Below are 19,988 nucleotides of genomic sequence, written 5' to 3'. Positions count from 1 at the left end.
GCGCAAGGTTGCGTTGCGCACGCCCTCAAATCGAAGAAACAGTCGCTCATGTGACCGGGGCGCGCTGTCCCGTCAGATGAGCTGACAGGACATTGAGCGCGAAGGCCCCCTCCTCTTGCTTACTTCCCTCTGCCCTTCTGACGGTGACGAAATCGGTCAACCATCAGGAGAAAGCGCATGTCATCGTTTCAAGGTATCTGGGTTCCCGTCGTTACACCGTTTCATAACGGCGTTATCGACTTCATCGGCTTGCGCCGCCTGGTCTGCCATCTGCTGGAACAAGGCGTGGCCGGGATCATGGTCTGTACCACCACCGGCGAAGCCGCAGCACTGAGCCGCCGTGAGCAATTGGCGATGCTGGATGCCGTACTGGAACTGGTACCGCCGCAGCAGGTGGTGATGGGCCTGGCGGGGTATAACCAGATTGAGCTGCTGCAGTTCCAGAGTGAAATCCAGCAACGCGCGGTGGCCGGTTTGCTGGTACCGCCGCCGAGCTACATCCGCCCGTCCCAGGCGGGCCTTGAAGCGTTCTTCCGCACCGTGGCCGATGCGTCCAGTGTGCCGATCATTCTGTATGACATTCCCTACCGCACCGGTATCGCCTTCGAACAGGCGACGTTGCTGAACATCGTCTCCCATGAACGGATCGTCGCGATCAAGGATTGTGGCGGCAACCTGGCCAATACCCTGGCGCTGCTGGCCAGCGGGAATGTGGATGTGTTGTGTGGCGAGGATGTGCAGATATTCAACGCGCTGTGCCTGGGAGCGACCGGCGCGATTGCCGCGTCGGCGCATGTGCGTACCGCAGATTTTGTGGCGCTGCATCGACAGGTTCGCGACAACCGGTTGCTGGCGGCTCGCGAGACGTTTTTCGGGCTGCTGCCGTTGATTCACACACTGTTCGTGGAGCCCAATCCGGCGCCGGTGAAGGCCGCGCTGGCGATGGAGGGTTTGATCGGCAGTGAGTTGCGGGCGCCGATGTTGGGGGCGAGTGAGACGGTGACAAATCGGTTGCAGCAAGTATTAGGCGTGCGGGAATAACCCGTGGCGAGGGAGCTTGCTCCCGCTGGGCTGCGCAGCAGCCCCAATTCAGGCACCGCGTTTTCGCCAGGTAAAATGGGGTGACCGGTTTTGGGGGCGCTTCGCACCCCAGCGGGAGCAAGCTCCCTCGCCACAGGGGGCGGGCTGACTCGTCGATACGAGGGCTTATCCTCTCGCCACCGCCAACCGATGCAACGTGATCTTGCGCACCTCCTGCTTGCTCACCTCGATGTGAGTCTTGAGCAGTTGCTGCGCCAGATCGCGGTGCCGTGCCGAGATCGCATCGAGGATGCTTGCATGTTCCTCATAGGTCGCTGCAATACGTGATTGCTGAGTGAAATCCAGCCGCCGAATGATGCGGATTTTCTCGGTTATCTCGTAATGCATGCGCGCCATTTCAGCGTTGCCCGTGGCCTGCACCAACCCGCAGTGGAACTCCTCATCCAGCGCGCAGACGACCTGTGCGTCATCCAGCCGGGCACTTTCGTCCACCCGCCAGATCGCTTCAAGCCGTTCAAGCCCCTGCTCCGCCATGCCACACAAGCGGCTGACAGCGGCCAACTCCAGCACGATTCTTACGTCGTAAAGCTCTTCGAAATAGTTGAAGTCGAACGGCCGCACCTGCCAGCCACTCCTGAAAAACACCTCCAGGTACCCTTCCCGCTCCAGCCGATACAGCGCCTGGCGCACCGGCGTGCGGCTGGCCTGCATGCGCTCGGCCACGTCGCCTTCGCTGAAGCGATCACCCGGCAGCAGGCGAAAGCCGAAGATGTCGTCCTTCACCTGCTGGTAGACCCGTTCCGCCAGGCTGTCCGGCCGTTCGCCGGGTTTTCTCGTGGTTGAGAGCTGCATGCCTAGTTCCTGCTCGCCATGTACGCGCGCCAGCCGCCGAATTCGGTGATGTCGGTGGCGCCTGCCAGGGCCCAGGGCTCGCAGATAAAGCCCTTCACGCTGCGCCCGTCCGCCAGGGTGAGGTTGCCGATGCCCAGCGGCGCGGGAATCTCGGCGACGAACTCACCAAAGCGGGCGACAGGCATGTCCCACAGCTCGACGATGATCGAGCGGCCCGAGTCATCCCTGGCCAGCCCCGGCTTGGGCGGAACCGTGCCCGGCAGTGCATGCAGGCGGTAGTTGCTCGCTGTCAGTGTTTGCTCCACCAGCACGGCGTTGCGGCTGGTCAGCTGGAAGTTCAGCGGCATCCCGGTGAGATGCGCCCCAACCACCGCCACCCGCACGCTGCCGGGCGCCTGTCGCACCGGTGCCGGTTGCGGCAGATTGCGTTGGGTAGCGCCCAGCGGAAGATCAAGGCCGGCCTGCCAACGCTTGCCCAGATGCGCCAGGGCGGCGTCGTGCCAGGCCGGTGCGATAAGGGTGACGCCGCACGGCAGGCCGTCGCTGCGCAGCCCGGCGGGCACGGCCAGTGCCGAGAGGTCGGCCAGGTTGGTGAAGTTGGTGTAGAAGCCAAACTGCGAGTTGTAGAGCACCGGCTCCACGGCCATTTCCGCCAGGGTGCGGATCGTCGGCGATGTCGGCACCAGCAAGGCGTCGAAACCGGCCAGGGTGTCGTTGATGCGGCGGCTCAGTTCGGCGCGCAGGTATTCGGCTTTATAGGCATCGCAGGCGCTGTACGTGTGACCGTTTTCCACAATGCCACGCACCACCGGGTTGATCGCTTCGGCGTTGCTGGCGAGCATGCCTTCCAGTGCCACCGTGCGCTCCGCAACCCAGGAGCCGTAATAGAGCTGCTCGGCGAGTTGCTGAAACGGGCTGAAATCCACCGCCGTGATTTCGGCGCCGAGGGACTGGAACCTGAGCAGCGCCTGTTCAAATACGGCCTGGTTCTGCGCGTCGCCAAAAAACTCCAGGCTGGCCGGAACCGCCAGCTTGATTGTGGCGCCGACCGCTACGGGAGCAGTGTTGGGATTGACGCGTGAATAGGCGTCGCTGGCGTCGTAAGCAGCAGCGAGGCCCGCAACCGTCTCGGCATCTTCAACCGTCAGCGCAAATACCGAAATACAGTCCACGGTACGACAGGCCGGCACCAGTCCGGTGTTAGACAAGCGCCCCTTGGTCGGCTTCAACCCGACAATATTGTTGAAGCCCGCCGGCACCCGCCCGGAACCGGCGGTGTCGGTGCCCAGGGAAAACGCCACCAGCCCGCGGGCAACCACCGAGGCCGAACCCGAGCTGGAACCGCCGCTGACATAGTCCGGGTTAAAACTGTTGCCCACCGCGCCGTAGGGCGAGCGTGTACCCACCAGGCCGGTGGCGAACTGATCGAGGTTGGTCTTGCCCATCAGGATCGCCCCGGCCGCCCGCAACCGCGCCACCACCGAGGCATCCGCCGCGGCGGTATAGGCAAACTCAGGACACGCCGCCGTGGTTTCCCAACCCGCCGCATCGATGTTGTCCTTGATGGCAAACGGCACGCCATACAACGGCAACTGGTCGATATCGCCGTCGACCGCCGCAAGCCGCTCGGCCAACTGCGCCAACTGGTCACGCAATTGCTGCGGTTGCACCTGGCTGATCCAGGCATTGTCCTCGGAGGGAAACGTGCTCGCCAGGGTCAACAGGATATCGGGAGTCAGCGCCTGGCTGCGGTAGGCAGCTTGCCATTCACCCAGGGTCCAGCCGAGTTGTTCGTTGCGCATTGAGGATCCTATCTTGTATCCAAGTTTGGATTTCTTTTAGCAAACCCTGGGCCAATCAGCTGCAAGCCAATGAATACGTGAGGTTGACAGAAAACCCGCCGATGGATCGCCTCCAGCCGTGCTCCGTCATGAAGCAGCAATGCGCCAAAAAAAGACATTCTGGCGGCCGCGCGGTTGCGAGCGGCCCGATACCGGCCTATGTTCGAAACCATGTTGTAAACGCTGCTGTCCATCCCATACGCCCTTTCCGTAGCCAGGTGACGACATGCCCACCGCTTCCCGCCCCGCCGTGCTCGAACTGATTGGCAATACCCCGCTGGTGCGGGTCAGCCGCTTCGATACCGGCCCGTGCACGCTGTTCCTCAAGCTTGAATCCCAGAACCCCGGCGGCTCCATCAAGGACCGCATTGGCCTGGCCATGATCGACGCCGCCGAGCGGGATGGCCGCCTGCGCCCCGGCGGCACCATCATCGAAGCCACCGCCGGCAATACCGGCCTCGGCCTGGCCCTGGTGGGACGCGCCAAAGGCTACCGGGTGGTGCTGGTGGTGCCGGACAAGATGTCCACAGAGAAAGTCTTGCACCTGAAAGCCATGGGCGCCGAGGTGCACATCACCCGCTCGGATGTCGGCAAGGGCCATCCCGAGTATTACCAGGATGTGGCGGCGCGACTGGCCAAGGACATTCCCGATTCGTTCTTCGCCGACCAGTTCAACAACCCGGCCAACCCCCTGGCCCACGAGACCAGCACCGCCCCGGAAATCTGGGCCCAGACCCAACATGACCTGGATGCCATCGTGGTTGGCGTCGGCTCGGCCGGCACCCTCACCGGCCTGACACGCTTCTTCAAGCGCGTGCAACCCGACCTTGCCATGGTGCTGGCCGACCCGGTCGGCTCGGTGATGGCCGAGTACAGCCGCAGTGGCACCATGACCGAACCCGGCTCGTGGGCCGTGGAAGGTATCGGCGAAGACTTCATCCCCTCGATCGCCGACCTCTCCAGCGTGCGCCACGCCTATTCCATCAGCGACGAAGAAAGCTTCGACCACGCCCGCCAACTGCTGCGGGCCGAAGGCATTCTCGGTGGCTCCTCCACCGGCACCCTGCTGGCCGCAGCCCTGCGTTATTGCCGCGAACAGACCGAGCCCAAGCGCGTGGTCACCTTCGTCTGCGACACCGGCACGCGCTACCTGTCGAAGGTCTACAACGACCAATGGATGAACGACGCCGGCCTGCTGCACTACAAACACTACGGCGACCTGCGCGACCTGATCGCCCGTCGTTTCGAGGATGGCCGGGTGATCAGCGTCGGCCCCGACGACAGCCTGCTCACCGCCTTCCAGCGCATGCGCCTGGCCGACGTCTCACAGCTGCCGGTGCTGGTGGACGGCAAGCAACTGGTGGGGGTGCTCGACGAGTCGGATGTATTGCTCGGCCTGCATCAGAACGCCGCGCACTTTTCCATGACCGTGGGCAGCGCCATGACCAACGCCCTTCACACCCTCGCACCCAGCGCCAGCCTTGCGCAATTGCAGGCCGAGCTGGATCGCGGGCTGGTGGCAATCATTGCCGACGCCTCGGGCTTTCACGGCCTGATCACCCGCGTCGACCTGCTCAATCACCTACGGAGATCCCTTGCATGACCCAGCACGATAAAAGCGCCTTCGCCACCCGCGTGATCCATGCCGGGCAATCCCCGGACCCGACCACCGGGGCGCTGATGCCGCCGATCTACGCCAACTCCACCTACCTGCAAGACAGCCCCGGCGTTCACAAGGGCTTCGACTACGGGCGCTCCCACAACCCGACGCGCTTCGCCCTGGAACGCTGCGTGGCCGACCTGGAAGGCGGCACCCAGGCGTTCGCCTTCGCCTCCGGGCTGGCGGCGATTTCCACCGTGCTGGAACTGCTCGACGCCGGTTCCCACGTGGTTTCCGGCAATGACTTGTACGGCGGCACCTTCCGCCTGTTCGACAAAGTGCGCCAGCGCAGCGCCGGGCATCGCTTCAGCTTCGTCGACCTGACAGACCTGTCGGCCTTCGAAGCCGCGCTGCAGGACGACACGCGGATGGTCTGGGTCGAAACCCCGAGCAACCCGCTGCTGAGCCTGACCGATCTCAGTGCCATCTCCCGCATCTGCAAGGCCCGGGGCATCATCTGCGTGGCCGACAACACCTTCGCCAGCCCGTGGATCCAGCGCCCGCTGGAGCTGGGTTTCGACATCGTGGTGCACTCCACCACCAAGTACCTCAACGGCCACTCCGATGTGATCGGCGGCATTGCGGTGGTGGGCCAGAATCCTGAGCTGGCCGAGCGCCTGGGCTTCCTGCAGAACTCCGTGGGCGCGATTGCCGGGCCGTTCGACGCATTCCTGACCTTGCGCGGGGTGAAGACCCTGGCGCTGCGCATGGAGCGCCATTGCAGCAATGCGCTGGAACTGGCGACGTGGCTGGAGCAACAGCCGCAAGTGGCGCGGGTTTATTACCCAGGCCTGGCATCACACCCGCAGCATGAGCTGGCACGCCGGCAGATGCGCGGGTTTGGCGGGATGATTTCGGTGGACCTGAAAAGCGACCTGGCAGGAGCGACACGCTTCCTGGAAAACGTGAAGATCTTTGCGTTGGCTGAAAGCCTGGGGGGCGTTGAAAGCCTGATCGAGCACCCGGCGATCATGACCCATGCGAGCATCCCGGCAGCGACCCGGGCGCAGCTGGGGATTGGTGATGGGTTGGTGCGGTTGTCGGTGGGGGTTGAGGATGTGGAAGACCTGCGGGCGGATCTGGCGCAGGCGTTGGCAAAAATCTAACGCGCAATCTGCCGGAGCGAGCATGCCCGCTCCGGCAACACCTTAAATAGCGTAATTGACCTCAACCATTCGCCCGGTCTTGATGGACTCCAGCGCACAGTCCGCCAAGTGCAACGCATACAGCCCATCGCGCATGTTGGTGGGCAGCGCGCGCCCCGCGCTCAGTGCCTGGATAAACTGCCCCAACTCATTGCGGTAGGCATCCGCATAACGCTCCAGGAAGAAATGCTGCAACGGCTCCAACGCCTCGGTGTGCTCGTGGTTCCAATGGCGCAAGGTGCTGGGTCGATGGTTATCCGTGAGCAGCACCCCCTTGGCCCCGGATACCTCAAGTCGCTGGTCATACCCGTAGACCGCCTCCCGACAGCAGTTGATATGGCACTGTTTCCCGGATGCGGTGCGCAGCAGCACCATCACGCTGTCGAAGTCGTCAATCTGCGCCAGGCTCGGATCTACCAGCCGGCTGGCTATCGCGCCGACTTCAATGGGCTCTTCACCCAGCAGGTGCCGCGCCATGTCGAAGTCATGAATGGTCATGTCCCGCAGGATGCCGCCGGAATGTGCCAGGTAATCCCGTGGCGCCAACCCCGGGTCGCGGCTGGTGATGATCACCTGCCGCACAGCACCAATTTGCCCCGCGTCGATGGCCTGGCGCAGGCGCAGCGTGTCGGGATCGAAGCGGCGGTTGAAGCCCAGCATGACTTTGCCGCCCTCGCGCTCCACAGCTTGCGCCGCCGCCCGCGCCTTGGCGAAATCCAGGTCAATGGGCTTCTCGCACAGCACGGCCTTGCCCTGGGACACGGCCGCCAGCAGCAAATCGATATGAGTGTCGGTGGGTGTGCCAATCACCACCGCGTCGATATCGTCCCGACTTAGCACTGCTGCGCAGTCATAGGCCGCCTCGCAACCCAGCTGCGCAGCCAAGCCATCGACGCCCTCCCGCCAGGGGTCGGCGACCACCACCAGAGTGGCATCAGGATGGGCCGCGACATTGGCCGCGTGAATGTTGGCGATGCGCCCTGCACCAAGGACAGCGATACGTAGCATGGTCGAACTCCTGGGATTGTTATTGGGTGTGGAGATTCAGTCCGGCAGGTTGAACGGTGTGACGATCTGTACCTGTGACGGCGCAATCGGCCCAGCCTTCCACAGCCGATGAAATTGCAGGATGTGCAGAAACACATGGCGCGCATCGATCTGCAGGTTGTGATCGATAATCGCGGCGACTTTTTCTTCAGCCAACAGCTGGCGATTCTCTTCGTCGAGGTCGTGAGCAATAAACACGTCCAACGGGCGATCCAGAGCCGCAAAGGCGTCGACAATTGCCCGGTTGCCACCGCCGACGCTGTACACCGCCTTCAGTTCGGGATGCTGCTTCAACGCATCGGTGACCCGGGCAAATGTTCGGTCATACACGCCGTACCCACCGCTGATATCCAGTACCCGCAGGTGCGTCGCACGGCCGCGCAGCCACATGCGAAAGCCCATTTCGCGTTCTTCCTCGCCCCGGAACAATTCGCTGCCAATCACCACCGCCACTTCCTGGGGTTGGGGTGACAGCCAGCGGGACAGGAGGTACGCGGCGGTTTGTCCGGCGGTGCGGTTATCCATGCCTACGTAGCCGATGCGCTCGCTGTGGGGCAGATCGGTGACCAGGGTCACCACCGGAATACCTGCGGCCGCCAGGTGCTTGACCGCCAGATTCACCGCCGGCTCGTCCGCGGCCTTGAGCACCACACCCTGGCTGCCGGTCTCGAGGCAGCGCAGCAATTGGTCGTGCATCGCCTGAGGCTCGATCTCTTCGAACACATGAAACCGCGGGGCGATACGAAACGGTGCCAGGCTGCCCAGTTGGGCGGTGATGGCGGCCTGCACCGCCGCACTGAAGCGCTTGGGCGTGTGCATGATCACATCGACATGAAAGGTACGGCCTACTGCCAGGCCATTTTTTTCCTGGGATTCCAGCTCATCCAGAGCCTGTTCGATACGCCGCCGGGTTTGGGCGTGCACGCTGCCGCGCTCATGCAAGACGCGATCGACTGTCGCCTTGCTGACGCCCGCCTGGGTGGCCAGTTGCTTGATGGAAAAGTTTTTAGCGCGTTCGAGCATGCTGTTGGACCTGAGGTCTTTTTGAGGTTTTTTTGAGACTCGTTGAGGTGACCGCAATGCTAGTCTCAGTTTTGCCCGGCGTCGAGCCCGGCCTTCAAAACAACAAAAACCCAGGAGACCCCGATGCCTTCAACCGACCTCAGCCATACCTTCAAAGGCCAATACTTTGTCGTCACCGGCAGCACCCAGGGATTGGGGGCTGCCGTCGCCCATACCCTGGCGCGGCGCGGTGCTGCCGGCCTGATCATCTGCGGACGCCGTCCGGACCAGGGCCAGGAGCAAGTACGGCAGTTGGCAGCGCTCGATTGCCGCGCGGTGTTTGTCCAGGCGGACCTGGAACAGATTGGCGACTGCCGCGCCGTGATCGAGGCGGCCCGTGCCCACTTCGGCACCCTCCACGGGCTGATCAACTGCGCCGGGATGTCGGATCGCGGCACCATTCTCGACACCTCCCCTGAACTGTTTGACCGACTGTTTGCGGTCAATGTGAGGGCGCCGTTTTTCCTGATGCAGGAAGCCTTGAAGCTGATGATCAGCCAGAGGGTTGAAGGTGCAGTGGTCAATATCCAGAGTGTCACCGGCCACGGCGGGCAATCGTTCTTGAGTGCCTACGCGGCGTCCAAGGGCGCTCTCGCGATTCTGACCAAAAACGTGGCGTTCAGCGCCCTGCGCAACCGGATTCGGGTCAACGGCTTGAACATCGGCTGGATGGACACACCTCACGAGGATGAAATCCAGCGGCACTACCACGGTGCCGGGGATGGCTGGTTGGAGGCCGCCGAAGCCGCGCAGCCCTTCGGCCGCCTGCTCAAACCTGAAGAGGTGGCCCAGAGCGTGGCATTTCTATTGTCACGCGAGTCGGGAATGATGACCGGCACGGTGATCGACCTGGAGCAAGGCGTCATCGGCTGTGGCGACGGCGGCACCCCACGCCCCGATCAGGCCCTGAGCCTGGTGGAGGGTGCGTGATGCCTGCCTTTGTCAGCGCCGACGCAGTGCAACTGGAAGATTTTCACTCGATCTGTGCCCAGCAGGCGGCTGCCGAGGACTACCCGCACTGCGCCGAAGTGTGCAGCAACATCCCGATCTATCAGGCCCAGGCACTGCGCAACGGCGATCGTCACGCCGTGCTGGACGAACTGCATCGCCTGTTCAGCCAGGGGCCGGGAGTGATGGTGGTGCGCCAGGGCTACGCCGACCTGGACGTGGTCGACCGTCACAGCCAGGTATTCGAAGCGATCTTTGCCCAAGAGGCTGCGCAAGGTGTGGCCGCCGACCACTTCGCCAAGGCCGGCAGTAACGGACGTATCTGGAACTCATTACAGAAGGCCGCACTGCAGTCGCCGGCATCCTTTGTCGAATATTACGCCAACCCACTGCTGGGGTTGATCGCACAAGCCTGGCTCGGCCCGGGCTACCAAGTCACGGCCCAGGTCAACGTGGTGCACCCCGGTGGCCAAGCCCAGCAACCGCACCGTGATTATCACCTCGGGTTCCAGACCATCGACGTGGTGGAGCGCTTTCCGTTGCCCCTGCACACGCTGTCCCAATACCTCACGCTGCAAGGGGCCGTGGCCCACAGCGACATGCCCCTGGAAACCGGCCCGACCCAACTGCTGCCGTTTTCCCAGCAATACCCACTGGGCTACCTGGCCTGGAGGCGCACTGAATTCATCGAGTACTTCCAGCAGCATGCCGTGCAATTGCCGCTGAACAAAGGTGACCTGCTGTTCTTCAACCCGGCCCTGTTTCACGCCGCTGGCACCAATCGCACACCGGACCGCCAGCGCATGGCCAACCTGCTGCAAATCTCCTCGGCGTTCGGCAAAACGATGGAGGCTGTGGACCGCGACCGGATGATGCTGGCGCTCTACCCCTGCCTGTTGGAGCGCCTGGCGGACAACGTCATGGATGGCGAGGCGCTGCACGCGGTGATCGCCTGCACCGCCGATGGCTATTCCTTTCCCACCAACCTGGATACCGACCCACCCTTACAGGGCCTGGCTCCGCAAACCGGGCAGCAACTGATGTTGCAGGCACTGAACGAACGCTGGCCCTGCGAGACCTTTGCCGAACGCGTTGCGCAACTACACGCCAAACGCCAAGGCTGAGGAATGTTTTCAACGTCTTTCAAAACAACAAAAAAACGGACTGACACCATGAAAAAACAGCTGCTGACCTTGCTCCTGACCCTCATCGTTACCCCGCTCGCCCTCGCCGAGACACGCATCGGCGTCAGCATCGCCCAGGTGGACGACGTGTTCCTCGCCCAGATGCGTGACTACATGGCGGCCCACGCCAGGGACCTCACCGACGTGACCCTGCAATTCGAAGACGCCCAAGGCGATGTGGTGCGCCAACTGAACCAGGTGCAGAGCTTTTCTGCCCAAGGCATGGACGCGATTATCGTCAACGCGGTCGACACCGCCGCCACCCAGAAAATGACCGTAAATGCCCAGCAGGCGGGTATCCCGCTGGTGTACGTCAACCGTCGCCCGGACATCCCGGTCCTGCCGGCCGGGGTGGGTTATGTCGGCTCGGACGAGATCAAAGCGGGCGAGATTCAGATGCGCTACCTCGCGGAAAAAATGAACGGCAAGGGCAACCTCGCAATCATGCTCGGCTTGCTCTCCAACAACGCCACCCACAACCGCACACAGGGCGTGAAAAACGTACTGAAGGATTACCCCAACATCCATATCGTCGAAGAACAAAGCGCCGACTGGCAGCGCAGCAAGGCCATGGACCTGATGAACAACTGGATCGTCTCGGGCAAGAAAATCGACGCCGTGGCGGCCAATGCCGATGAAATGGCTATCGGTGCCGCGATGGCGATTACCCAGGCCGGTATGCACCCTGGCAAGGACATCCTGGTGGGCGGCAGCGACGGCGGACCCGCCGGCCTGGATGCGATCAAAAAAGATCTATTGGTAGTCACGGCCTATCAGGACAACAAGGGCCAGGCCGTCGGCTCGATTGACCTGGCGCTGAAGATGATCAGGAAGCAGCCCTACACGGCGGAGCTGACCATTCCCTATCAACAGATCACCAAGGACAACTATCAGGCCTTTCTCACCCCTTGATTGTTATCAGCCCAGCGCCAAGCAGACCGGCCAGCCCCGACAAACAGAGCACTCCCACTCCATAAGCGAGGGTGCGCCAGGGCTGGCGGCCGCTCAGATACATCACCGTATGCATCACACGGGCAGCGGTGAACAGACAGAACAACCCCGCGGTAGCGGTGCCTGGCGTTTCCATCGCCAGGCACAGGCCACCCAAAATGAAGAACAACGGAATATTTTCCAGATCATTGGCCCAAGCCTTTTCGGCCCGGGAGACTTGCGGTAACTCCTGGGGATTTGCATCGCGATGGAAGAAAGCTGCATCCTCGTGGTTAGTGAATGCACGGAATCTGAGTCGAAAGAAACCCTGGTAACAGGAGATCGCCAGCATCTTCAAGAACAGCACCAGTACGCACAACGCATAAACCTCCATCACCGGCCCCCTGAAGGTTCGCGGAACCCGTTGACCACGATATACAGCAGCGGACCGATGGATACGAAAACCGCCGTTACCAGTAAATAGGGCAACACCGACGCCAGGGATTTGCCCCTGGCCCGCGCATCCCGGTACATCCATACGCCCGCCAAGGCCGCCATCAGATACAAGTCAATCACCACCTGGGCAGTATCCGGCCTCGATATCAATTCACGTCCGAACGCCATGAGCGATTGTTCGGCGATCAGCATCGTGATCAATGTGTACAGGGCAAAAGCCAACAGCCCGGCCAGGGCAATCCAGGGTCTGCGCATGTTCTCCTCCTTGGAGACAACGGTTCGGGAAGCTGCACATTAGTGATAACGTCGTTCCCCTCTCAATGACCTCGAAGGTCATCGACACCACCGACCCGCACGGCCAGAGTCAACCCATGAGCAGCCAACCTTTCCCCCGCGCCAACCCCGACACTACCGCCGGCACGCAACTGCGCGTGCTGCGTCGGCACGCCAGATTGAGCCAGCTGGAACTGGCGCTGATCACCGGGGTTTCCCAACGCCACCTGAGCTGCATCGAGACCGGGCGCGCCAAGCCGAGCCCGGGCACCTTGCATAATTTGCTGATGGCGCTGGAGGTTCCGCTGGAGCAATGCAACAGCGTGTTCCTCGCTGCCGGCTTCGCCCCGCGCTATGAGGCAACCCCGCTCTCCTCGCCCTCCATGGAGGCTATTCGCGAGGCAATCAGCCATGTGCTCCACGCGAACAATCCTGCACCGGCGATCGTGCTGGGCAGCCACTGGGAAGTGCTAGCCGCCAACGCCAGTACCCAGGTGCTGTTCGAGCTGGTGGGGATCAAACCGGAGGCGGCTGATGGGCTGAATTTGCTGGTCACCCTGCTACAGCCTGGCGGCCTGGGTGATCATTTGATCAACGCTGACGAAATCCGCACCATCGCCTGGCAACGGGCGACGCGCGAGGCGTTGGGCAACTCCGAACTTGCCAGGCTTCTGGACAGCCTGCCGGCCCCGCTAAGTACCGAAGCCTTGGTCAATGAACCGCCGCCACTGGTGCTGACACGCGTCAACTCCCGTGAAGGTGAGCTGAACTTCATGTCGACCTTCACCACCTTCGGCATGCCTCAGGACATCACGGTAACGTCGTTGCGCATCGAGCATTTGATTCCGGCGGATGCGCAGACGTGGCAGGTGATGACCGCGGCGTATGAGCGGTCATTGGTGAGGTAGAAAGCCGCGGCGGGGCCATTAGTTATTTGTCGTATTTTGCCCGCCATAGCTATTGGCGCGGCTCTTGGAGGAGGAGCCGTTGCTGTATTGGGTGTCTTGCCCGCCGTAGCTATTGGAGCGGCTCTTGGCTGAGGTGCCGTCGCTGTATTGAGTGTCTTGCCCACCATAGCTGTTGGAACGGGTCTTGGCCGAGGTGCCGTCGCCGTATTGGATATCCTGCCCGCCATAACTATTGGAGCGGCTCTTGGAGGAAGTACCATCGCTGTATTGGGTGTCTTGCCCACCGTAGCTATTGGCGCGACTCTTGGAAGAGGTGCCATTGTCGTATTCGCAATCGGACCCACCATAACTGTTCGCCCTGCACGTCTCGGCAACCGCTTGGTAAAGCGGCGCAGCCAACAAAACCGTGCCCAGCAAAACGACCTTAAGCTTCATGTTAATTCCTTGTAGAGGTGGCGATACGCTATTACAGACTGGAGATTCTGAACTTAGTTTCCAACGTTCTGAAATGCGCTCGCGCGAGCCGACGTGGCAACCCTTTGCCAGCCCCGGCAACTCCTGGCCTGCGCCCTGCCCCGGCAATACCACCCAGCCCGCGCCGCACAAGGCATGCAGCACATGGCCCGGGTTTTGCTCTGTTGCTGCTACCAATAAGGGAGCGGCACCATGATAGGAAGCACGACAAGTCTGTTAGCGCTGGGACAGAAGACTTTTACACAATCCATGGAAAACGGCACCCTGCGGGCCGGGAGGATTGAAGTCACCAACGCCACGCCCGAGATCAAGACCAAGCTGGAAGCCAGCTATCAGGAGCAAGTGCGCTCGACCGCGCAAACCGTTGCCACCGCCAGGGCCAACCCTTCATGGGCGACCTTCGACGATAAAGGCAACGCCGTCGAACTGCCCGATGTTCAGTCACTCAGCAAAAGCGACGCCACCCATGTGGCCAACGGTCTTCAGTACCTGCTCGATATCGGGCGCCTGGACGGCAAGACTGTCACCGCGAAAAATGGCGACCAGTCGACCGATAACATCGCGGTCTACAAAGACTGGCTCCAGGCCCACATCGGCGTTGATGTACAGGCCTGAGACGGTTCACACCATCGGCACGGCAATCAGCAAGATCGCCGTGCCATGGGTGGCCGTCGCCGCCACCACACCGTAGCGCATCCGCACCAGCCCGCAGGCCACGCCTTCAATCAGGGTAAAGGCCAACACTGGCCAGCCCAGTTGCGTCACGCTCAACGCCAGAAATGAATGGCACGCGGCGAACGCCAACCCGCTGAGCAACGCCGCACGCAGCGGCGTAACGTGCTGTTCGAGATAACCCTGCAAGAAGCCGCGAAACAATACCTCTTCCAGCGCATTGGCGCAGTAGGCAAGCGCTAGCATGCCCATCAGCCAGGCCCAGTAAACCGGCTCAATGCCTTGATACAGCCGCAATGGCAGGCCGATCAGACACCCGGCCCCGAGTCCCACCGCCAGGCCCGCCCAACGATTGCCCTTGAACAGCACCGTCAGTTGCCACAACTCCGGTGCCAGGCGCGCGAGCAGGGCAATCAGCCCAAGGGATAACCCGCCCAGCGCGGCCAGCACCCACGGGTTGGCCGTGAACTCGATCTGCACCTCGCGGCTCAGCGACCACATGCCCAGCGGCGTCATCGCATCGCGCATCAGCACGAAGGCCAGCAGCAGGATAACGATGCGCAAGCCCGGCAATGTTTTCGGCGTGAGACCGAACCACAGGCCAAACAGGATCAGTCCCGGGAGCAGGTAGATTCCATAGTGGACCAGTACCGCAAACGCCTCGGCGATCACCCGGTTTCAGTCCCGTGCCACGGCGATCATGTCGATTTCCACGGCCGCGCCCTTGGGCAATTGCAGCACGCCCACCGAGGTGCGCGTATGGGATCCTGCGGCCCCCAGGATCTCGTTCAACAGGTCCGACGCACCGTTGGCCACTTCGCTTTGCTGGTCGAAGTCATCCGCGCTGCGCACGTACACATTGATCTTGAGGATCGCCTTGACCTGGTCCAGCGAACCCAGTGCCTGCTTGAGCAAGCCCAGGCAACGCAGTGCGCTGACGCCCGCGGCAATCTGTGCGTCGGCCAGGCTGAGGCTTTCGCCGACCTTGCCGGGCAACACGATGGCGTCACCCACCCGCGGAATCTGGCCACTGATGTAGACGTGATTGCCGTCCCTCAGCAGCGGCGTGTAGTTGCCGCCGATCTTGAACTCGTTGAGTTGGTAACCCAGGCGCACCATAGCCGCCGCGTATTTTTGATCCGGTGTCATTTTTTTGTTTTCCTCAGTCGTTGCGAATCCACGCCATGAAGTCGCCGGCCACAGCATAGCCATGTGCCATTTCCACGGGAAGTGCCGACCGCTATTTCGCAAGTGATACGACAACCAATACTGGCAAACAGCGCTTATCTTCTAGCCAAGAACAAATTTCACTTTCCTTGATCCCGGTAAATACGGCATGGTTGTACGACGACTTAAAAACACAGCCCGAGTCGTCCCGGTACCCACAACAACAAGGAAACACCCATGCAAAACGTCAAGGTTCTGATTGGTTTTCTGTGCCTGTTCAGCGGTTACGCGGCCGCCGCGCCTGCCGCAAGTGACAAGGATGTAGCCGCTGCGGTCGATCATCTGACCCAGGCCATGCTGCACAAGGACATCCCGCAACTGCAGGCCCTCACCGCGAACAACCTCACCTACGGCCATTCCAGCGGCAAGGTCCAGAACAAGCGGGAATTTATCGCCGACATTGAAACCGGCAGAAGTGGTTTCAAGACCCTGGAAATGCAGAAACAGACCATCACCCTCAATGGCGACACCGCCCTGGTGCGCAACCACTTTTCCGCGCAGGCGGTGAACAGTGGCGTCGAGGTGCCCACCGAAATTGAAAACTTCCAGGTCTGGCAGAAGCAGAAAGGCAAGTGGCTGCTGATCGGGCGCCAGGCCTACAAGTTCTGAGTCCCGCCTGGATCGTTCCCACGCTCTGCGTGGGAATGCATCCGGTGACGCTCTGCGTCACTATCGCGCAAATCTACAGCGGGACGCGGAGCGTCCAAGGCGGCGTTCCCACGCAGAGCGTGGGAACGATCCGGATCTCAAGCGCGATCTAGCACGCCTCCACCGCCCAGCGCACTTTCACCAAAGCCTCGCGCAACACCTCCCGGTCCACCGACCCCAGCGCCACACGCAAGGCATGGGGCACGTGGGCCGAAACGGCAAACGGCTCGGCGGTGGACACCGAGATATTCTCCCGGGCCAGCGCCATGGTGATCTGGTCGGCGCGGGCATCCTCCGGCAACGGCAACCACAAGAAATACGAAGACGGATGGCGGATCACAGTGAGCCCCGCCAACACCTCATCGGCCACCGCCTGGCGCGCCTGGGCGTCTTCACGCTTTTGCGCTTCCAGTTGCAGCACCGTGCCGTCATCGATCCACGCGACGGCGACGGCGGTCATCACCCCCGGGGTGTTCCAGGTGGTGGCCATGACCGTACGTTCCAGCGCCGCCATCCACGGCAGCGGCGCAGCCACGTAACCCACCCGCAGGCCGGTGGCGACGCTCTTGGAAAGCCCCGACACATACACCGTGCGTTCCGGTGCCAGCTCGGCCACCGGCGGCGGCGGGTCCTCGGCTAAAAACGCGTAGGCAGCATCCTCGATCAGGATCAGGTCATGCCGACGGGCAATCGCCACCAGGTGCTCGCGCTGCGCCATGCTCATCACCCAGCCCAACGGGTTATGCAGGGTCGGCATGCTGTACACGGCGCGTACCGGGCGCCGGGCGCAGAGTTGTTCAAGAAAGGCCAAGTCGGGGCCCGTCGCGGTCACCGGGATCGCAACGATTTCCAGGTGCAGCGTCTCGGCCAACACCTTGAACCCGGAATAGGTCAGCGCATCCACCGCCACCACATCGCCGGGCTTGAGCAGCGACATCATGGTCACCGCCAGCCCATGCTGGGCACCGCTGACGATCAGCACCTGCTCGGCCTGCACCGTCAACCCACGACTCAGCAGATGACGCGCCACCGCTGCCCGCTCATGCAGCCGGCCGGCGTGAGGCTGATAGCGCAGCAGCGCCGCCAGGTCGCCGGACAACGCCAACTGGCGCAATGCGGTGCGCAGCAGGTCGGTCTGGCCCGGCAGCGACGGGTAGTTGAAGTTGAGATCGATCATGCCCGCCGCCACCGCGATCTGGCCGACGCCCTGCCCCGGCGACAACGCGATTTCCCGCACAAAGGTTCCGCGCCCGGTTTCACCACTGACCAGGCCCATGGCCTCAAGCTCGGTGTACACCCGGCTGGCCGTGACCAGCGCCAGGCCATGGCTGGCGGCCAACTGGCGGTGCGTCGGCAACCGGGTGCCCGCCGCCAGCGCGCCCGAACGGATATCCCTGGCGAAGGTGTCCACCAATGTCTTGTAGCGGGCGCGGGGCATAGGCGATGTATCCATGACAATTCTTTGATTGTCTTGATAGTGAATCATAGGATGCGCAGGACGCAACTTATCCCTATCGAGCCCTACACCCATGGAACGAACCACCCACCTCAACACCCGGGAAAACAACGCCAGCGGCTGGATCAACGGTTTGATCGGCGTGGTGATCTTCAGCGGCTCGCTGCCGGCCACGCGCCTGGCGGTGCTGGAGTTCGATCCGGTATTCCTTACCGTCGCCCGCGCCACCATCGCCGCCCTGCTCGGCCTGTGCCTGCTGTGGCTGTTCAAGGAAAAAACCCCGGCCCGCAGTCAGTTGCTGCCCCTGGCAATCGTCGCGCTGGGCGTGGTGATCGGCTTTCCTTTGCTCACCGCACTGGCCTTGCAGTACGTCACCAGTGCCCATTCCATCGTATTTGTCGGCCTGCTGCCTTTAGCCACTGCGGTCTTCGGCGTATGGCGCGGCGGCGAGCGGCCCAAGTTGGTGTTCTGGCTGTTTTCGATCCTGGGCAGCCTGCTGGTGGTGGGCTACGCGGTTGCCCAGGGCCTGAGCGCTGCGCCCGCCGGGGATTTGCTGATGCTGTTGGCAATCCTGGTGTGCGGCCTCGGTTATGCCGAAGGAGCCAAACTCTCGCGCACCCTGGGTGGCTGGCAGGTGATCTGCTGGGCGCTGGTGATCGCGCTGCCGATTGTGGCCCCGCTGACGGCGATCCTCGCCCCGGGCACTTTCGTGAGCATCAGCCTGCCGGCCTGGCTGAGCCTGGCCTATGTGTCGCTGTTCAGCATGCTGATCGGGTTTGTGTTCTGGTACCGCGGGCTGGCCCAGGGCGGCATTGCCGCCGTCGGGCAATTGCAGTTGCTGCAACCGTTTTTCGGCCTGGCACTGGCGGCCACGCTGCTGCATGAGCAGGTGAGCCTGGGCATGCTGGGGGTGACCGTCGCGGTGATTGCGTGCGTGGCGGGGGCCAAGAAGTTCGCCCGCTGACCATCAGCGTTCAGGCGCAACCATCTTGAACTTGATGACAATCGCATTGGACACCACGCTGTCCGCCCACTCCCCCGCGCCGATCCTGAAGTCATCGCGCTTGAGCACGAATTCGCCGTCGAATATGCCAATGCCGCTCTGCTCCTTGAGGGCCACCTTGACCTCCACCGGCCGGGTCTGGCCCTTGAGGGTCAGGTTGCCGCTGAACAGGTAACGGTTGTCGCCCAGGTCAGTGATGTGGGTCGAGGTGAAGGTGCCCACCGGGTAGGTCGTCATGTCGAACCAGCCGGGCTTGGGCAGTTCGGTGTTGGCGTCGTCGCTGCCGGCATTGATGCTCGGCAGCTGGATGGTCAGTACGGTGCTGGCGGCGGCCGGGTTTTGCGTGTCGAAATTCAGGGTCGCCGAATAGGTGCCAAACGTGCCGTACACCTCTTGGCCCATCTGGTCATAGGTGAAGCTGATGGTGCTGGCCGTCGGATTCACGTCGGTGTATTCCACGGCGTACGCGTTAGACAAGGTGGCGAGGGCAAGGACGACCGCTGGCAATCGAGATTTCATGGGATTCTCAACCGGGAATGAACACGCTGTGCACTGCTAACAGCGTAGGCGCTGGATTTATTCACGCGCCTGGCATTAGGCTCGTGCCTCGACGGAACCCAAACAACAAGGAGCCACGATGCCCGCGCTTTCCCTGCAAGACACCACCGCCCCCGAAGGCGTCTGTTATGGCTGCGGCAGCAGCAACCCCCACGGGCTGCACATCAAGAGCCGCTGGGACGCCGACGGCATCCACGTGATCGCCGAGCACCAGCCCGACGCCCGATACAGCGGCTGGCCAGACCTGGTCTATGGCGGTCTGATCGCGATGCTGGTGGACTGCCACTCGAACTGGACCGCCATGGCCTACCACTACCGGGCCGAGCAACGCGAACCCGGCAGCCTGCCGCGTATCGACTGCGTCACCGGCAACCTGGGAATCAAATTCATCAAGCCGACACCGATGGGCGTGCCGCTGACCTTGCGCGCAAGAGTCGAAGGTGACGTGGGGCGCAAAAGCCGCGTGGTGTGCGAGGTGTACGCCGATGGCGTGCTGACGGCGATTGGCGATTCGGTCTTCGTGAGGGTCGACACCGGGCAACTGGCCGCCGCGGCCCATGGCCGGGAAGCCTGATACTGGTCTACATTCAGTCCCACCGCTAA

Annotated in this window: 22 protein-coding genes; 11 read left to right on the top strand and 11 right to left on the bottom strand. The window is 62.3% G+C overall.

Features of this window, described 5'->3' with window-relative positions:
* Positions 1-177 precede the first annotated feature (177 nt).
* Positions 178-1,041, top strand: coding sequence for a 4-hydroxy-tetrahydrodipicolinate synthase (dapA, locus tag HX815_RS26420; protein WP_177029139.1), 864 nt, complete (start codon positions 178-180; stop codon positions 1,039-1,041).
* A gap of 165 nt (positions 1,042-1,206) precedes the next feature.
* Here the strand turns inward: dapA and HX815_RS26415 are convergent, their stop codons facing one another.
* Both HX815_RS26415 and atzF read right to left on the bottom strand, forming a co-directional pair.
* The gene (locus tag HX815_RS26415) at positions 1,207-1,893 is read right to left on the bottom strand and encodes a GntR family transcriptional regulator (protein WP_008436291.1); all 687 of its coding nucleotides are present in this window, start codon (positions 1,891-1,893) and stop codon (positions 1,207-1,209) included.
* 2 nt (positions 1,894-1,895) lie between these two features.
* Positions 1,896-3,695 (bottom strand): allophanate hydrolase, encoded by a 1,800-nt coding sequence (gene atzF / locus HX815_RS26410; RefSeq protein WP_177029138.1) that lies wholly within the window; start codon positions 3,693-3,695, stop codon positions 1,896-1,898.
* A 265-nt stretch (positions 3,696-3,960) separates the two neighbouring features.
* Here atzF and HX815_RS26405 point away from each other — a divergent pair, with 265 nt between their 5' ends.
* Complete coding sequence (locus tag HX815_RS26405) at positions 3,961-5,337, top strand: cystathionine beta-synthase (protein ID WP_087695018.1); 1,377 nt, start codon at positions 3,961-3,963, stop codon at positions 5,335-5,337.
* Positions 5,334-6,500: a cystathionine gamma-synthase gene (locus tag HX815_RS26400; RefSeq protein ID WP_008436288.1), complete on the top strand. Its 1,167-nt coding sequence runs from the start codon at positions 5,334-5,336 to the stop codon at positions 6,498-6,500. The genes HX815_RS26405 and HX815_RS26400 overlap by 4 nt, the downstream gene beginning before the upstream one ends.
* 42 nt (positions 6,501-6,542) lie before the next feature.
* Here HX815_RS26400 and iolG read toward each other — a convergent pair whose 3' ends face one another.
* Both iolG and HX815_RS26390 read right to left on the bottom strand, forming a co-directional pair.
* A complete protein-coding gene (gene iolG, locus HX815_RS26395) occupies positions 6,543-7,547 on the bottom strand; it encodes an inositol 2-dehydrogenase (RefSeq protein ID WP_102369211.1) in 1,005 nt (334 codons plus the stop codon).
* A 36-nt stretch (positions 7,548-7,583) separates the two neighbouring features.
* The gene (locus HX815_RS26390; protein ID WP_177029137.1) at positions 7,584-8,609 is read right to left on the bottom strand and encodes a LacI family DNA-binding transcriptional regulator; all 1,026 of its coding nucleotides are present in this window, start codon (positions 8,607-8,609) and stop codon (positions 7,584-7,586) included.
* Between the two features lie 123 nt (positions 8,610-8,732).
* On the opposite strand from HX815_RS26390, the gene HX815_RS26385 reads away from it, so the two are divergent.
* Genes HX815_RS26385 through HX815_RS26375 form a run of 3 tightly spaced genes read left to right on the top strand, consistent with a single transcriptional unit; the run spans position 8,733 to position 11,692 of the window.
* Positions 8,733-9,578: an SDR family oxidoreductase gene (locus tag HX815_RS26385; RefSeq protein ID WP_063029668.1), complete on the top strand. Its 846-nt coding sequence runs from the start codon at positions 8,733-8,735 to the stop codon at positions 9,576-9,578.
* On the top strand, positions 9,578-10,720 hold the full coding sequence (locus tag HX815_RS26380; protein ID WP_003215107.1) for a phytanoyl-CoA dioxygenase family protein: 1,143 nt from the start codon (positions 9,578-9,580) through the stop codon (positions 10,718-10,720). Before HX815_RS26385 ends, HX815_RS26380 begins: the two co-directional genes overlap by 1 nt.
* Before the next feature lie 48 nt (positions 10,721-10,768).
* Positions 10,769-11,692, top strand: coding sequence for a substrate-binding domain-containing protein (locus HX815_RS26375; protein WP_003215106.1), 924 nt, complete (start codon positions 10,769-10,771; stop codon positions 11,690-11,692).
* Here the strand turns inward: HX815_RS26375 and HX815_RS26370 are convergent.
* Positions 11,682-12,104, bottom strand: coding sequence for an MAPEG family protein (locus HX815_RS26370; protein WP_003215104.1), 423 nt, complete (start codon positions 12,102-12,104; stop codon positions 11,682-11,684). The genes HX815_RS26375 and HX815_RS26370 overlap by 11 nt on opposite strands.
* Positions 12,104-12,421 carry a DUF2834 domain-containing protein gene (locus tag HX815_RS26365; RefSeq protein ID WP_003215101.1) on the bottom strand — a complete coding sequence of 106 codons (318 nt, stop codon included), beginning with the start codon at positions 12,419-12,421 and terminating at the stop codon, positions 12,104-12,106. Before HX815_RS26365 ends, HX815_RS26370 begins: the two co-directional genes overlap by 1 nt.
* Before the next feature lie 116 nt (positions 12,422-12,537).
* Here HX815_RS26365 and HX815_RS26360 point away from each other — a divergent pair, with 116 nt between their 5' ends.
* The gene (locus HX815_RS26360; RefSeq protein ID WP_050550312.1) at positions 12,538-13,347 is read left to right on the top strand and encodes a helix-turn-helix domain-containing protein; all 810 of its coding nucleotides are present in this window, start codon (positions 12,538-12,540) and stop codon (positions 13,345-13,347) included.
* Between the two features lie 18 nt (positions 13,348-13,365).
* On the opposite strand, the gene HX815_RS26355 is transcribed toward HX815_RS26360, so the two are convergent.
* Positions 13,366-13,782, bottom strand: coding sequence for a hypothetical protein (locus HX815_RS26355; protein ID WP_003215097.1), 417 nt, complete (start codon positions 13,780-13,782; stop codon positions 13,366-13,368).
* Positions 13,783-14,070: 288 nt separating this feature from the next.
* On the opposite strand from HX815_RS26355, the gene HX815_RS26350 reads away from it, so the two are divergent.
* Positions 14,071-14,436 (top strand): hypothetical protein, encoded by a 366-nt coding sequence (locus tag HX815_RS26350; protein ID WP_003215095.1) that lies wholly within the window; start codon positions 14,071-14,073, stop codon positions 14,434-14,436.
* 6 nt (positions 14,437-14,442) lie between these two features.
* Here HX815_RS26350 and HX815_RS26345 read toward each other — a convergent pair whose 3' ends face one another.
* Together HX815_RS26345 and HX815_RS26340 are read right to left on the bottom strand one after the other, a co-directional pair.
* Positions 14,443-15,165, bottom strand: a complete 723-nt coding sequence (locus tag HX815_RS26345; RefSeq protein ID WP_177029136.1) for a CPBP family intramembrane glutamic endopeptidase — start codon at positions 15,163-15,165, stop codon at positions 14,443-14,445.
* Between the two features lie 6 nt (positions 15,166-15,171).
* Positions 15,172-15,642, bottom strand: coding sequence for a RidA family protein (locus HX815_RS26340; RefSeq protein WP_003215091.1), 471 nt, complete (start codon positions 15,640-15,642; stop codon positions 15,172-15,174).
* Positions 15,643-15,897: 255 nt separating this feature from the next.
* Here HX815_RS26340 and HX815_RS26335 point away from each other — a divergent pair, with 255 nt between their 5' ends.
* Positions 15,898-16,329, top strand: a complete 432-nt coding sequence (locus HX815_RS26335; protein WP_177029135.1) for a nuclear transport factor 2 family protein — start codon at positions 15,898-15,900, stop codon at positions 16,327-16,329.
* Positions 16,330-16,477: 148 nt separating this feature from the next.
* Here HX815_RS26335 and HX815_RS26330 read toward each other — a convergent pair whose 3' ends face one another.
* Positions 16,478-17,806, bottom strand: coding sequence for a PLP-dependent aminotransferase family protein (locus tag HX815_RS26330; RefSeq protein WP_177029194.1), 1,329 nt, complete (start codon positions 17,804-17,806; stop codon positions 16,478-16,480).
* 91 nt (positions 17,807-17,897) lie between these two features.
* On the opposite strand from HX815_RS26330, the gene HX815_RS26325 reads away from it, so the two are divergent.
* Positions 17,898-18,788, top strand: coding sequence for a DMT family transporter (locus HX815_RS26325; RefSeq protein WP_177029134.1), 891 nt, complete (start codon positions 17,898-17,900; stop codon positions 18,786-18,788).
* 3 nt (positions 18,789-18,791) lie between these two features.
* Here the strand turns inward: HX815_RS26325 and HX815_RS26320 are convergent, their stop codons facing one another.
* Positions 18,792-19,346 carry a YceI family protein gene (locus HX815_RS26320; protein ID WP_173883028.1) on the bottom strand — a complete coding sequence of 185 codons (555 nt, stop codon included), beginning with the start codon at positions 19,344-19,346 and terminating at the stop codon, positions 18,792-18,794.
* 118 nt (positions 19,347-19,464) lie between these two features.
* Between HX815_RS26320 and HX815_RS26315 the strand changes: the two genes are divergently transcribed.
* The gene (locus HX815_RS26315; protein ID WP_102604954.1) at positions 19,465-19,959 is read left to right on the top strand and encodes a PaaI family thioesterase; all 495 of its coding nucleotides are present in this window, start codon (positions 19,465-19,467) and stop codon (positions 19,957-19,959) included.
* Positions 19,960-19,988: the final 29 nt, after the last annotated feature.

Origin of the sequence: Pseudomonas sp. E6002 (assembly GCF_013385565.1) — a bacterium.
In the GTDB taxonomy this organism is placed as follows: domain Bacteria; phylum Pseudomonadota; class Gammaproteobacteria; order Pseudomonadales; family Pseudomonadaceae; genus Aquipseudomonas.
This window is presented reverse-complemented; position numbering and strand designations above follow the sequence as displayed.